Below are 12417 nucleotides of genomic sequence, written 5' to 3'. Positions count from 1 at the left end.
CGGGTTTCGCCCGCGCGCGGCGCTGCGTCACAATGGCGAGGTGACCACTCCGGCCCCGGTCGAGCTCGACGAGCCCGCCTCCGACCTCCGCCTCGCGCTGGAGGACCCGTGGGTCACGATCGTGTGGAACGACCCCGTGAACCTCATGTCGTACGTGGCCTACGTGTTCCGCGCCTACTTCGGCTACTCCGACGAGAAGGCGACCGAGCTCATGCTGGCCGTGCACCACGAGGGTCGCGCGGTCGTGTCGAGCGGGAGCCGCGAGCAGATGGAGCGCCACGTGCAGGCCATGCACGAGTACGGCCTGTGGGCCACGCTGCAGACGTCGGACACGATCTGATGCGCCCGTTCAAGCGCCGCCGACGCGGTGGGGTCGTCGCGACGTTCGAGCCCGAGGAGGCGCACGTCCTGGCCAACCTGGCCGGTCAGGTCGTCGAGCTGCTCCGTGACCGCAACGGCACGCCGGAGTCCGACCCCGACCCGCTCGCCGCGCAGCTGGGGATGGGCGGTCCCTCCCTGCCGCCGGAGGACCCGGTGCTGCGCCGCCTCCTGCCCGACGCCTACGGCGACGACGCCGAGGACTCCGCCGAGTTCCGCCGCTTCACCGAGCGGTCCCTCACGAGCGCCAAGGTCGAGAACGCCGAGCGACTCATCGCGTCCCTCGTCTCCGGTGGCATGGGGCTGGACGAGGACGACGGCCCCGAGGTCGTCGTCGAGGTCGAGCTCGACGACGCCGAGGTCCAGGCCTGGCTGCGGACGCTCACCGACATCAGGCTCTCGATCGCCGTCCGGCTCGGCATCGACTCCGACGACGACGCCCTCTCGGTCGCCGAGAGCGACGACCCGGCGGTCCAGGCGATGTCCGACGTGTACGACTGGCTCGGCTACGTCCAGGAGACGCTCGTCGGGGCCCTCACGTGACCGGTTCCGGGACCGTGTACCCGGAAGGGCCGCGCCGCCTCGGTGCCACGGACGGCCGGGCGCACCAGGTCCTCGGGCTGTCGCTCTTCCTGGTGTGCCCGGTCGCCACCGTGGTGTGGGGCGTGGCGAGCACGTGGCGCACGCCCGAGCCGTTCCTGGCGACGCTCGTCGCGCAGGTGCTGGCCGTCGGCTACCTCGTCTGGCTGAGCCGGGCCTGGGCCCGACCCGCGCGCAGACCCGGCGGCGCCGACCTCGCGCTCGCCGTCGTCCCGCTGGTGCTGAGCGCGCTCGGTCTGTGGCTGCTGCAGGAGCTCGCGACGTCGTACGGGATCCGCACCAGTGCGGTGCCGCGCGTCCGCCAGGGGATCGCCTTCGACACCGACATCGCCTACCTCGCGTCGCTCGGTGCCGTGGCAGCCTCGGTCCTGGCCGCGCTCGTCCTGCTCGCGCTCCTGCTGCGCGCCCGTCGCGTCACCTCGCGCCCCATCACCTCGAGCCCCACCGGGTAGGCCCCCGGAGGGTCAGCGGTCGGCGCCCTCGAGCACCGCGGCCATCGCCGCGTGCCCGCGCTGACGGGCCAGCTGCAGCGCCGTCCGTCCCTGCTGATCGGTGATCGTCGGGTCCGCCCCGGCGTCGAGCAGAGCCTGCACCAGGTCGCGGTGCCGTCGGCCGCCGTCGCCGAGCACCACGGCCTCCAGCAGTGCCGTCCACCCCAGGTCGTTGACGTGGTCGAGGTCGACGTCGGTCGCCACGACCCAGCGCACGTACTCCAGGTGGCCGCGCTCGCTCGCGGGGATGGGCGAGAGGCCACCGAACCGGTTGCGCAGCGTCAGGTCGGCACCGGCGGCGAGCAGGAGGCGGCCCATCGGGACGCTCCCGGTGACGCCGGTGACGAGCCAGGGCGTGTCGGACCGGTCGTCCACGGCGTTCGGGTCGGCGCCGAGGCGCACGAGCAGGCGCGCGACGTCGAGGTGGTCCGCCGCGGCGGCGAGCAGCAGCGGCGTGCGGTCGCGCCCGTCACGGGCCTCGATCCGTGCTCCGCGCGCCAGGGCCGTCGCGGTCTCGCGGGCGTCACCACGTGCAGCGGCATCGAGGAGCCGCTCGTCGAGGCGCTCCTGCTCGGCCCGGGTGGGCGGCGTCGTGGGCGTCGGTGACGGCGTCGAGGTCGCGATCGGGACGGGGGTGTCGGCAGCCGTCGTCCGCCCGGGCTCGGGAGCGTCGCCGGCGGTGCAGGACGCCAGCACGAGCACGGTCGTGAGGGCGAGAGCGAGCACCGGGGAAGGTCCGAGCGAGGTCATCGGGTCCCCTCCAGGGCGCCGAGGCTCGTGCGGGCATGGGCGCCGAGCACCTGCTCCAGCCGTGCGCCGTCACCGGACTCGAGTGCGTCGACGAGCGAGACGTGCTGGGCGTGGATGAGCCCGGGGTCGGCGTGCCTGCGCAGGAGCCACCCCAGCACCTGGCGGAGGGGACGCGTCGTCTCGCGCACCATCGGCGCCGGTGCCAGGTCCGTCAGCACGGCGTGGAACCGGGCATTCAGGTCGACGGCGTCGTCGTGCCGGTCCTCGGCCAGGGCCCGTGCCCCGCGATCCAGCACCTCGCGCAGCTCCGCGACGTCCGTGCGCGCGACCAGCATCCGTCGGCAGGCCACGGCGTCGAGCGCGTGCGCGATCTCGAGCAGCTCGGCGACGTCGTCGGCCCGGTGCTCGCGCACGGCCACTCCGCCGGTGCGCCGCTCGACGGCGAAGCCCTCGGCGACCAGGGTCTGCAACGCCTCGCGCACCGGGATGCGCGACAGCCCGAGACGTCCGGCGAGGTGACGCTCCACGAGACGCTCGCCCGGAGCGATCTCGCCGGAGACCACCAGGGCGCGTAGCCGGTCGGTGGCGTCGTCGACGGCGAGAGCCCCCTGGGCGCGAGACTTTGGCATACCAAAATCGTACCGGACGGATGCACGTTCGTCTCAGCGCTCAGGCGTCGCCCTGCGCCCGCGGCAGGCGTCGATAGACTCGCGGCCGTGCTCACCATCGACCGCGCGACCCACGACGCGATCATCGCCCACGCCCGCCGGGACCACCCCGACGAGGCGTGCGGGGTCGTGGCGGGGCCGATCGACTCCGACCGTCCCGCCCGGCTCGTGCCCATGGTGAACGCGGCGATGTCGCCCACGTTCTACGAGTTCGACTCGACCGACCTGCTGCGCCTCTACCGCGACATGGACGACCGCGACGAGGAGCCCGTCGTGATCTACCACTCGCACACCGCCACCGAGGCCTACCCGTCACGCACCGACGTGAACCTGGCCTCCGAGCCCGGCGCCCACTACGTGCTCGTCTCCACCCGTGACGGCGCCGACGTCGAGGGGACGGCGGTCGACTTCCGCTCCTACCGGATCGTCGACGGCGAGGTCACGGAGGAAGAAGTCCGCGTCGTCGAGCGTTACGACGAGTGAACCCCCGACCACATCCCCCGAGAACCGGAAGAGAGTGACGGCACCGATGGCCATCGAGGTCCGCATCCCGACCATCCTGCGCACGTACACCGACGGCGAGCGCGCCGTCGAGAGCAAGGGCGCCACCGTGGCCGAGCTCGTCGAGAACCTGGAGTCGGCCCACGCCGGCATCAAGGACCGCCTCGTCGAGGAGGGCGACCAGGGCGTGGCCGTCCGGCGCTTCGTGAACGTGTACGTCAACGACGAGGACATCCGGTTCACCGGGGGTCTCGAGACGGCTCTCTCCGACGGCGACACCGTCGTGATCCTGCCCGCCGTCGCGGGCGGTAGCTGAACCTCGTGGCGCGTTTCGACTCGCTCGCCGACACCGTCGGCGGCACCCCGCTCGTCGGCCTGCCCGCGCTGTCGCCGAGCGACGACGTGCGCCTCTGGGCCAAGCTGGAGGACCAGAACCCGACCGGCTCGATCAAGGACCGTGCTGCGCTGGCCATGATCGAGGCCGCCGAGGCCGACGGTCGGCTCACGCCCGGCTGCACGATCCTCGAGCCCACCAGCGGCAACACGGGCATCTCCATGGCCATGGTCGCCAAGCTGCGCGGCTACCGGATGGTCTGCGTCATGCCCGAGAACACCTCGGAGGAGCGCCGTCAGCTGCTGCGCATGTGGGGCGCCGAGATCATCCCGTCGCCCGCCGCCGGCGGCTCCAACGAGGCCGTGCGCGTCGCGAAGGGCATCTCCGAGGAGCACCCGGACTGGGTGATGCTGTACCAGTACGGCAACCCCGCCAACGCCGAGGCGCACTACCGCGGCACGGGCCCGGAGATCCTCGCCGACCTGCCCGAGGTCACCCACTTCGTGGCCGGGCTGGGCACCACCGGCACGCTCATGGGCACCGGACGGTACTTCCGCGAGGCCAAGCCCGACGTGCGCATCGTCGCCGCCGAGCCGCGCTACGGCGAGCTCGTCTACGGACTGCGCAACCTCGACGAGGGCTTCGTGCCCGAGCTCTACGACGCGTCGTTGATCGACGCCCGGTTCAGCGTCGGCCCGCGTGACGCGGTGCGCCGCGTGCGCGAGCTCCTCGAGGCCGAGGGCATCTTCGCCGGCATCTCCACCGGCGCGATCCTGCACGCCGCACTGGCCCAGGCGGCCAAGAGCCAGAAGGCCGGCGAGCGCGCCGACATCGTCTTCATCGTCTGCGACGGCGGCTGGAAGTACCTGTCGACCGGCGCCTACGAGGGCACGCTCGACGAGGCCGAGGACGCCCTCGACGGCCAGCTCTGGGCCTGAGCCCCCAGCTGGTCGGCGGGGCTGGTCGGCGGGGACGGTGCCGCTCACGGTTCCGGGTCGCCGCTCCCTCCGCTAGCCTCACGGTGTGCGCGACATCGTGGTCTTCTCCGGAAGCGCCCACCGCTCCCTCGCCGAGGCCATCTGCAACGAGCTCGGCACCACCCTCTCCCCGTCGGAGACCGTGCGCTTCAGCAACGACTGCCTGCAGTCGCAGCTGCACGCCAACTGCCGTCAGCGCGACGTCTACATCGTCCAGCCGCTGGTGCCGCCGACGCAGGACCACCTCATGGAGCTGCTGCTCATGGTCGACGCGGCGCGCGGTGCGTCGGCGGCCTCGATCACCGTCGTGGTGCCGCACTTCGCCTACGCGCGCTCGGACAAGAAGGACGCGTCGCGGATCTCCATCGGCGGCAAGCTGGTGGCCGACATGATGGCCACGGCCGGCGTGAGCCGCGTGGTCACCATGACCCTGCACGCGCCCCAGGTGCACGGGTTCTTCTCGATGCCGCTCGACCACCTGACCGCCATCGGTGAGCTGGCCGACCACTACCGCGGGTCCGACCTGAGCAACGCCGTGGTCGTCTCGCCCGACTTCGGCAACGCCAAGACGGCCTCGCAGTTCGCGCGGCTGCTCGGCCTGCCGGTCGCGGCGGGCAGCAAGCAGCGCAAGGCCGACGACAAGGTCGTCATCGACGCCATCGTCGGCGACGTCTCGGGCAAGCGCGCGATCGTGCTCGACGACGAGATCGCCACCGGGGGCTCCATCGTCGAGCTCGTGTCGATGCTGGAGACCCAGGGCGTCACCGAGATCTCGGTGGCCTGCACCCACGGGCTGTTCACCGGCAAGGCGGTCGAGCGGCTGCGCGACCACCCGGGGATCGCCGAGGTGGTCACGACCGACACCGTGCCGCCGCCCGCTGACTGGCCCGAGCTGCGTGTCCGTTCGGTCGCGCCCCTGTTCGCCCAGGCCATCGCCCGCATCCACGCCGGCGAGTCGGTCAGCAGCCTCTTCGACGGCGTCGACCCCACCCACGCGCCGCCGCAGCCCAAGCTCCCGCTCTAGGCGCTCCGGCAGTCCAGCCCCGGGGTGGCGATGGCCGCCCGACGGAGGTCCGTGGTGAGCGGGTCGCCTCTCACGCACCGGGACGGGCGTGCCGACGTCCCGGGACCGGACTAGGGTCGAGCGACGACGAAGGGGGTCGCGCGTGAGGCGACGATTCATGGGGGTGCTGGCCGGGCTCGTGCTCGCGGTGCTGGCGCCCCTGCTGCTGGCAGGTCCGGCGCAGGCCGCCGACGGCGGTTCTGGCGACGGCAGTGCCGGCGAGGGTGGGGGCCGCGAGGTCGTCGTCGGCACGGAGGGCACCTACCCCCCGTTCTCGTTCAACGAGGGCGGTGAGCTGACCGGCTACGACATCGAGGTCATCGAGGCCGTCGCCGACGAGGCCGGCTGGCAGCTGCGGTTCGTGCAGTCGCAGTTCGACGCGTTGTTCGGGGCGCTCGACTCCGGGCGCATCGACGTGATCGCCAACCAGATCACCGTCAACCCCGAGCGCGAGGAGAGCTACGCGTTCTCCACGCCGTACACGTACTCGCGTGGCGTCATCGTCGCGAAGAAGGGCTCGGACATCCGGACCCTCGCCGACCTCGAGGGCAAGGTCACGGCGCAATCGGCCACCAGCAACTGGTCGCAGGTCGCGAAGGACGCCGGCGCCCGCGTCGAGAACGTCGAGCAGTTCGCCCAGGCTGCCGACCTCGTGGCCCGCGGCCGGGTCGACGCGATCGTCAACGACAACATCGCCGTGCTCGACTACCTCGCCACCACCGGTGACGACCAGATCGAGGTGGTCGGCGACGCCGGCGAGGAGGTCGGCGCGCAGGCGCTGGCCTTCCGTCAGGACGACGAGGCCCTGACCCGTGAGGCCGATCAGGCCCTGGACTCCCTGCGTGCCGACGGGACCTTGACCGAGATCAGCGAGAAGTACTTCAAGGCCGACGTCTCCGTCGAGGACGGTGGCGCCGCCGAGGTGGGCGGCCGCTCCGGCACCTCCTGGTGGGACTCCGTCCGTGACAACGCGTCGCCGACCCTCGTCGCTCTCCTGAAGATCACGATCCCGCTCACCGCGCTCAGCTTCGCCATCGGACTCGTCGCGGCCGTGCTCATCGCGCTGGCCCGGATCTCCTCGTCCCGGCTGCTCTCGTGGCCGGCGCGCTTCTTCATCTCGGCGGTGCGCGGCACCCCACTGCTGCTGCAGCTCTTCGTGGTGTTCTTCGCCCTGCCGCAGCTCGGCGTCGAGCTGCCGTCGTTCCTGGCGGCCACGCTGGCGCTGAGCGTCAACGTGGCCGGCTACGCCGCGGAGACCGTGCGCGGCGCGCTGCTCGCCGTTCCGGCGGGTCAGCACGAGGCAGCGGCCACGATCGGCATGTCCCGGAGCCTCACGCTGCGTCGGGTGGTCCTCCCGCAGGCAGGAAGGATCGCGGTGCCGCCGCTCTCGAACACCCTGATCTCGCTCGTGAAGGACACCTCGCTCGTCTCGGTCGTCCTGCTGACCGACCCCTTCCGGGTGGTCACGCAGGCCGCATCGACCACGTTCGACTACCTGCCCCTGTACGTGATGCTGGGCTTCTTCTACTGGGTCATCTGCACGCTGCTCACCGCGGTGCAGAACCGGCTCGAGACGCGACTGAACAGGTACGTGACCACATGAGTGCACCCACCGGCCGGACCCCGCTCCTCCAGGCCCGCGGCCTGCGCAAGGCCTTCGACGGCACCGCGGTGCTCGACGGCATCGACCTCGACGTCCCAGAGGGCACGACGACCGCGGTCATCGGCCCCTCGGGGTCGGGCAAGACCACGCTCCTGCGCTCGCTCAACGCACTGACCGTGCCCGACGCCGGGGTCGTGACGATCGGCGACGTGTCGGTCGACTTCGGGTCGCTGCCGAGGGGGAGGGAGGGCCGGCGCCGGGCCGAGCTGCTGCGCCGTCAGAGCGGGATGGTCTTCCAGTCCCATGAGCTCTTCCCGCACCGCACCGTGCTGGGCAACCTCGTCGAGGGCCCGGTGCAGGTGCAGGGGGAGGACCCCGACGAGGCCGCCGCCCGCGCCCGGGCGCTCCTGGAGCAGGTGGGACTGTCGGGCCGTGAGGACGCCTACCCCTCGCAGCTCTCCGGGGGTCAGCAGCAGCGCGTGGGCATCGCGCGCGCCCTCGCCCTGCGGCCGCGCGTGGTGCTGCTCGACGAGCCGACGTCGGCGCTCGACCCCGAGCTCGTGGGCGAGGTCCTCGCGGTCGTCCGCGACCTCGCCTCCCAGGGCTGGACCATGGTCGTGGTGACGCACGAGATCCGCTTCGCGGCCGACGTCGCCGACACCGTGGTCTTCGTCGACGGCGGCCACGTGGTCGAGCAGGGGCCGGGGCGCGAGGTCGTCGACGCGCCGCGCGAGGAACGGACGCAGCGCTTCCTCGATCGCATCCTGCACCCCGGGTGAGCCCGTCGTCGGCGGCCAGGGGTGGCCGTGCCCCCGCCGCGTCCGTAGGCTTTCACCTCGTGGCGGACGCACCGATCGGGATCTTCGACTCTGGCTTCGGCGGACTGACCGTCGCCAGAGCCGTGATCGACCAGCTGCCGCACGAGCCGGTGCTCTACCTCGGCGACACCGCCCGCCAGCCCTACGGCCCGCAGCCGATCCCCGCGGTGCGGGAGTTCGCGCTCGAGTGCCTCGACCACCTGGTCGCCCAGGGCGTGAAGATGCTGGTCATCGCCTGCAACTCCGCGAGCGCCGCCGTGCTGCGTGACGCGCGCGAACGCTACGACGTCCCCGTCGTCGAGGTCATCGTCCCCGCCACCCGTCGGGCGGCCCGCGCTACTCGCAACGGTCGGGTGGGCGTCATCTGCACCCGCGCCACGGCCGCGTCGCGCGCCTACGACGACGCCTTCGCCGCGAACCCCGGCATCGAGCTCGTCACGCAGGCCTGCCCCGACTTCGTCGACCTCGTCGAACGGGGCGTCACGACCGGCCCCGAGGTCGACGCGGCGGCCGAGGAGTACCTGGCCCCGCTGCGCGACGCGGGTGTCGACACCCTGGTGCTCGGCTGCACGCACTACCCTCTCCTGACCGGGGCGATCGCCCTGGCCATGGGCGAGGAGGTCACCTTGGTCTCGAGTGCGGAGGAGACGGCGAAGGACGTCTACGCGCGGCTCGTGCAGGGCGGGCTGCTGCGCGACGTCGAGGCGCCCGCACCGGAGCACCGGTTCCTCACCACCGGCCGGCCCGACGAGTTCGGTGTGCTCGGCCGTCGCTTCCTCGGGCCCGAGGTCGAGACGGTCGGACAGTTCGCGCAGGTGGTGGCATGAGGCTCACGATCGTCGGCTGCGCCGGATCGTTCCCCGGGCCGGACTCGGCGTCGAGCTGCTACCTCGTCGAGCACGACGACTTCCGCCTGCTCGTCGACCTCGGCAGCGGAGCCCTCGGCCCCCTGCAGCGCCACCTCGACCTGCGCGACGTCGACGCGGTCCTGCTCTCGCACCTGCACGCCGACCACTGCTTCGACCTGTCGGGCTTCTACGTGGTCAGCAAGTACCACCCGACGGGCGCGCTGCCGACCATCCCCGTGTACGCCCCTCAGGGCGCCGGTCCGTTCCTCGCGAGCAGCTACGGGCGGTCCGAGGGACTGCAGATGGCCGACCAGTTCGACTTCCGCTCCTGGGTGCACGGCGAGGCGGTGCAGATCGGTCCGTTCCTGGTGACCCCGTCGCTCATGGACCATCCCGTCGAGGCCTACGGGATGCGGATCGAGGCCGACGGACGCGTGCTGGCGTACTCCGGCGACACGGCACCCACGGAGGCGCTCGACGACGTGGCGCTCGGCGCCGACGTCTTCCTCTGCGAGGCCTCGTTCGTGGAGTCCGCGACCAATCCGCCGAACCTGCACCTGACCGGTGCGGAGGCCGGTGACTACGCCACCCGCGCCGGCGTCGGCCGCCTCCTCGTGACCCACGTGCCGTCGTGGACCGACCGCGACGAGGTCGCCGCCGACACCCGCTCCACCTTCGCGGGGGACTTCGTCCTGGTCGAGGCCGGGCAGGTCTACGACGTCTGAGCGCCCGTCGGTAGGGTCGCGGACATGACCTCCCGCGAGGACGGCCGCGCCGTCGACGAGCTCCGCCCGATCACGATCGCCCGCCACTGGCTCGACCACGCGCAGGGGTCCTGCCTGGTGGAGTTCGGCAAGACGAAGGTGCTGTGCGCCGCGTCGGCCACGGAGGGCGTGCCGCGCTGGCGCAAGGGCTCGGGACTGGGCTGGGTCACGGCCGAGTACGCGATGCTGCCGCAGGCCACGCACGACCGTTCCGCGCGCGAGTCCGTCAAGGGTCGCATCGGTGGCCGGACGCACGAGATCTCGCGGCTCGTGGGCCGTTCGCTGCGCGCTGCGGTGGACTACACGGCGCTCGGTGAGAACACGATCACGATCGACTGCGACGTCCTGCAGGCCGACGGTGGCACGCGCACGGCGGCCATCACCGGCGCCTACGTGGCCCTGGCCGACGCCGTCGCGCACCTGCGCGACAAGGGTGCGCTGGCGGGGGAGCCCCTGGTGCAGTCGGTGGCCGCGGTCAGCGTCGGCATCATCGACGGCACCCCCATGCTGGACCTGCCCTACGTCGAGGACGTGCGCGCCGAGACGGACATGAACGTGGTCATGACGGGCAGCGGCGCGTTCATCGAGGTGCAGGGCACCGCCGAGGGCGCGCCCTTCGTCCGCTCCGAGCTCGACGCCCTCCTGGCCCTGGCCGAGAAGGGCTGCACCGACCTCACCCGCCTCCAGCAGGAGGCGCTCGCCCGATGACCGACGACACGGCGGGGGGGCCGGGCCGTGGGCGGCAGACCAGCACCGTCGTGCTCGCCTCGAACAACGCGAAGAAGCTGGCGGAGCTGCAGCGCATCCTCGCGCCCCTCGTGCCGGGGGTCGAGGTGCTCGGGCTCGCCGACGTCGCGGACTACCCGGAGCCGGCCGAGACCGAGCCGACGTTCGAGGGCAACGCTCTGATCAAGGCGCGGGCGTGCCTCGAGGCCACGGGGCTGCCGTCGCTCGCCGACGACTCGGGCCTGTGCGTCGACGCGCTCAACGGCATGCCGGGCGTGCTCTCCGCGCGCTGGTCGGGCGTGCCGAAGGACCAGGGGGGCGACGCGGCGAACAACCGGCTCCTGCTGTCGCAGATCTCCGACGTCCCGCCGGAGCGACGCAGCGCCACCTTCGTCGCCGCCGTCGCGTTCTGCACGCCCGACGGGCAGGAGCACGTCGTCCGGGGCGAGATGCCCGGCCGCATCCTGGCGGGGGAGCAGGGCGAGGGCGGATTCGGCTACGACCCGCTCTTCGCCGCCGACGGGTTCGACGTGTCGACCGCCGAGCTGAGCCCGTCCGACAAGGATGCGATCAGCCACCGCGGACGGGCGCTCGCGCAGGTCGCGCCGCTGGTCGCCGCGGCGCTCTCGGCCTGACGGGCCTCAGCGCGGCGGGCGGTTCGAGAGGGCGTCGATCACGACGTCGCCCAGCGCCCTGCTGCCCGCGAGCGTGGGGTGCACGCCGTCGACGGTGCGGCCCGGCCGGTCCAGGCTTCCCTTGGTGGCCACGTACTCGAGACCGTGACGCTTCGCGGCGGTGTGCACGATGGACGTGATCCGGCGCTGCTGCCACGGGTCCAGCGGGCCCCACGGTGGGCCGAGCACCACGATGCGGGTCGTGCGCGGCAGGCTCCGCTCGACCACGTCGAAGTAGCGGTCGACGGCCTGCTGGACGGCGGCGTCGGTGGACTCGACCAGGCCGCCCTGGCGGCAGGTGGCCCAGTCGTTGCGCCCGCCCTCGACGATGAAGACCGACGGTGCGGGTCCCTCGAAGGCCTCGGGCCGGTCGATGAACCGGTTCCCTCCGCACCGGTGGCCGGGGCGCTGGTAGCCCGAGCCGGACTGCGCGAAGGTGCGCACCTCGGTGTCGAAGTGACGTCCGACGAAGCTCCACCAGCCCTGCTCGGGGCTGCCGGGGTCGTCGTCGTAGCGCGCGGTGATGGAGTCGCCCACCACGACCACGCCCTGGGGGAAGGGTCCGGTGCCGGGCTCGGTGCCGATGGCACCCTGCCGCCCTGCGGTGACGCCGAGGCTGATGAGCAGGGCCAGGGCGACGGTGACCAGCACGCGTCGTCCGTGTCCGTGTCGTGCCATGGTCCCCTGCTGTCCTCCCCGAGAAGAGCACCAGCCTACGTCCGCGGACGGCCAGGAACCGATGGATGCGGAGAAGTCACCGAAACGTCATCGGCACGGGGTCGGTGTCAGGAACCGCCGGCGAAGCCGTGCTGGCGCCAGGCCTCGTAGACCACGATCGCCGCGCAGTTGGCGAGGTTCATGGACCGCCGCGCCGGCAGCATGGGCAGCCGCAGCCGGTCGGTCACGCGAGGGTGTGCGAGCACCTCGTCGGGCAGACCTGACGGCTCGGCGCCGAACAGCAGCACGTCGCCCGGCTCGTACGACACGTCGGCGTAGGAGCGAGTGGCCCCGGTCGTGAACGCGAACACCCGCGCGTCACCGAGTGCGGCCAGCGCCGTGTCGAGGTCGGCGTGCACGTGGAGGGTCGCCAGGTCGTGGTAGTCCAGCCCGGCGCGCTTCAGCTTCGGCTCGGACAGGTCGAAGCCGAGCGGCTCCACCAGGTGCAGCTCCGCCCCGGTGGCGGCGGCGAGTCGGATCGTGTTCCCGGTGTTGCCCGGGATGC

At 72.5% G+C, this 12417-nt stretch carries 17 protein-coding genes; 13 read left to right on the top strand and 4 right to left on the bottom strand.

Features of this window, described 5'->3' with window-relative positions; all coding sequences use genetic code 11:
- Positions 1 to 40: 40 nt before the first annotated feature.
- The 3 genes from clpS to ASF38_RS05540 are packed head-to-tail and all read left to right on the top strand — an operon-like array spanning position 41 to position 1430.
- Positions 41 to 340, top strand: a complete 300-nt coding sequence (clpS, locus tag ASF38_RS05550; protein ID WP_200914431.1) for an ATP-dependent Clp protease adapter ClpS — start codon at positions 41 to 43, stop codon at positions 338 to 340.
- Positions 340 to 921: a DUF2017 domain-containing protein gene (locus tag ASF38_RS05545; protein WP_056552223.1), complete on the top strand. Its 582-nt coding sequence runs from the start codon at positions 340 to 342 to the stop codon at positions 919 to 921. Before clpS ends, ASF38_RS05545 begins: the two co-directional genes overlap by 1 nt.
- Positions 918 to 1430 (top strand): hypothetical protein, encoded by a 513-nt coding sequence (locus ASF38_RS05540; RefSeq protein ID WP_055968746.1) that lies wholly within the window; start codon positions 918 to 920, stop codon positions 1428 to 1430. Before ASF38_RS05545 ends, ASF38_RS05540 begins: the two co-directional genes overlap by 4 nt.
- 12 nt (positions 1431 to 1442) lie before the next feature.
- On the opposite strand, the gene ASF38_RS05535 is transcribed toward ASF38_RS05540, so the two are convergent.
- Both ASF38_RS05535 and ASF38_RS05530 read right to left on the bottom strand, forming a co-directional pair.
- On the bottom strand, positions 1443 to 2219 hold the full coding sequence (locus ASF38_RS05535) for an ankyrin repeat domain-containing protein (protein WP_056574286.1): 777 nt from the start codon (positions 2217 to 2219) through the stop codon (positions 1443 to 1445).
- Positions 2216 to 2848, bottom strand: a complete 633-nt coding sequence (locus ASF38_RS05530; protein ID WP_082480468.1) for a GntR family transcriptional regulator — start codon at positions 2846 to 2848, stop codon at positions 2216 to 2218. The genes ASF38_RS05535 and ASF38_RS05530 overlap by 4 nt, the downstream gene beginning before the upstream one ends.
- An 87-nt stretch (positions 2849 to 2935) precedes the next feature.
- Between ASF38_RS05530 and ASF38_RS05525 the strand changes: the two genes are divergently transcribed.
- The 10 genes from ASF38_RS05525 to rdgB all read left to right on the top strand — a co-directional run bounded on the left by ASF38_RS05525 (position 2936) and on the right by rdgB (position 11156).
- Positions 2936 to 3370, top strand: a complete 435-nt coding sequence (locus ASF38_RS05525) for a Mov34/MPN/PAD-1 family protein (RefSeq protein WP_056552215.1) — start codon at positions 2936 to 2938, stop codon at positions 3368 to 3370.
- Between the two features lie 46 nt (positions 3371 to 3416).
- On the top strand, positions 3417 to 3704 hold the full coding sequence (locus ASF38_RS05520; RefSeq protein WP_055968738.1) for a MoaD/ThiS family protein: 288 nt from the start codon (positions 3417 to 3419) through the stop codon (positions 3702 to 3704).
- A 5-nt stretch (positions 3705 to 3709) separates the two neighbouring features.
- On the top strand, positions 3710 to 4660 hold the full coding sequence (locus ASF38_RS05515) for a PLP-dependent cysteine synthase family protein (RefSeq protein WP_055968735.1): 951 nt from the start codon (positions 3710 to 3712) through the stop codon (positions 4658 to 4660).
- Between the two features lie 85 nt (positions 4661 to 4745).
- On the top strand, positions 4746 to 5723 hold the full coding sequence (locus ASF38_RS05510) for a ribose-phosphate pyrophosphokinase (RefSeq protein ID WP_056574283.1): 978 nt from the start codon (positions 4746 to 4748) through the stop codon (positions 5721 to 5723).
- A gap of 142 nt (positions 5724 to 5865) precedes the next feature.
- Positions 5866 to 7365, top strand: coding sequence for an ABC transporter substrate-binding protein/permease (locus ASF38_RS17100; protein ID WP_235497446.1), 1500 nt, complete (start codon positions 5866 to 5868; stop codon positions 7363 to 7365).
- Positions 7362 to 8144: an amino acid ABC transporter ATP-binding protein gene (locus ASF38_RS05500; RefSeq protein ID WP_055968732.1), complete on the top strand. Its 783-nt coding sequence runs from the start codon at positions 7362 to 7364 to the stop codon at positions 8142 to 8144. The genes ASF38_RS17100 and ASF38_RS05500 overlap by 4 nt, the downstream gene beginning before the upstream one ends.
- A 59-nt stretch (positions 8145 to 8203) precedes the next feature.
- The gene (murI, locus tag ASF38_RS05495) at positions 8204 to 9010 is read left to right on the top strand and encodes a glutamate racemase (protein ID WP_055968730.1); all 807 of its coding nucleotides are present in this window, start codon (positions 8204 to 8206) and stop codon (positions 9008 to 9010) included.
- On the top strand, positions 9007 to 9756 hold the full coding sequence (locus ASF38_RS05490) for an MBL fold metallo-hydrolase (RefSeq protein ID WP_055968727.1): 750 nt from the start codon (positions 9007 to 9009) through the stop codon (positions 9754 to 9756). Before murI ends, ASF38_RS05490 begins: the two co-directional genes overlap by 4 nt.
- Before the next feature lie 24 nt (positions 9757 to 9780).
- Positions 9781 to 10503, top strand: a complete 723-nt coding sequence (rph, locus tag ASF38_RS05485) for a ribonuclease PH (RefSeq protein ID WP_056574280.1) — start codon at positions 9781 to 9783, stop codon at positions 10501 to 10503.
- The gene (gene rdgB, locus ASF38_RS05480) at positions 10500 to 11156 is read left to right on the top strand and encodes an RdgB/HAM1 family non-canonical purine NTP pyrophosphatase (RefSeq protein ID WP_056574277.1); all 657 of its coding nucleotides are present in this window, start codon (positions 10500 to 10502) and stop codon (positions 11154 to 11156) included. The genes rph and rdgB overlap by 4 nt, the downstream gene beginning before the upstream one ends.
- Before the next feature lie 6 nt (positions 11157 to 11162).
- Here rdgB and ASF38_RS05475 read toward each other — a convergent pair whose 3' ends face one another.
- Together ASF38_RS05475 and ASF38_RS05470 are read right to left on the bottom strand one after the other, a co-directional pair.
- Complete coding sequence (locus ASF38_RS05475) at positions 11163 to 11873, bottom strand: SGNH/GDSL hydrolase family protein (protein WP_082480466.1); 711 nt, start codon at positions 11871 to 11873, stop codon at positions 11163 to 11165.
- Between the two features lie 107 nt (positions 11874 to 11980).
- Complete coding sequence (locus ASF38_RS05470; protein WP_056574707.1) at positions 11981 to 12415, bottom strand: tRNA (cytidine(34)-2'-O)-methyltransferase; 435 nt, start codon at positions 12413 to 12415, stop codon at positions 11981 to 11983.
- Positions 12416 to 12417: the final 2 nt, after the last annotated feature.

It is taken from the genome of Aeromicrobium sp. Leaf272, assembly GCF_001422865.1.
Taxonomy (GTDB): Bacteria; Actinomycetota; Actinomycetes; order Propionibacteriales; family Nocardioidaceae; genus Aeromicrobium.
The sequence above is the reverse complement of the archived record's forward strand: the minus strand, read 5'-3'. Positions and strand labels throughout refer to the sequence as shown.

What these genes read in the sequence shown, in the direction of transcription:
- ASF38_RS05545 (WP_056552223.1), top strand. Translation starts at nt 340, where the DNA reads ATGCGCCCGTTCAAGCGCCGCCGACGCGGTGGGGTCGTCGCGACGTTC.
- ASF38_RS05535 (WP_056574286.1), bottom strand. Translation starts at nt 2,219, where the DNA reads ATGACCTCGCTCGGACCTTCCCCGGTGCTCGCTCTCGCCCTCACGACC.
- ASF38_RS05530 (WP_082480468.1), bottom strand. Translation starts at nt 2,848, where the DNA reads ATGCCAAAGTCTCGCGCCCAGGGGGCTCTCGCCGTCGACGACGCCACC.
- ASF38_RS05520 (WP_055968738.1), top strand. Translation starts at nt 3,417, where the DNA reads ATGGCCATCGAGGTCCGCATCCCGACCATCCTGCGCACGTACACCGAC.
- ASF38_RS05500 (WP_055968732.1), top strand. Translation starts at nt 7,362, where the DNA reads ATGAGTGCACCCACCGGCCGGACCCCGCTCCTCCAGGCCCGCGGCCTG.
- ASF38_RS05490 (WP_055968727.1), top strand. Translation starts at nt 9,007, where the DNA reads ATGAGGCTCACGATCGTCGGCTGCGCCGGATCGTTCCCCGGGCCGGAC.
- rph (WP_056574280.1), top strand. Translation starts at nt 9,781, where the DNA reads ATGACCTCCCGCGAGGACGGCCGCGCCGTCGACGAGCTCCGCCCGATC.
- rdgB (WP_056574277.1), top strand. Translation starts at nt 10,500, where the DNA reads ATGACCGACGACACGGCGGGGGGGCCGGGCCGTGGGCGGCAGACCAGC.
- ASF38_RS05475 (WP_082480466.1), bottom strand. Translation starts at nt 11,873, where the DNA reads ATGGCACGACACGGACACGGACGACGCGTGCTGGTCACCGTCGCCCTG.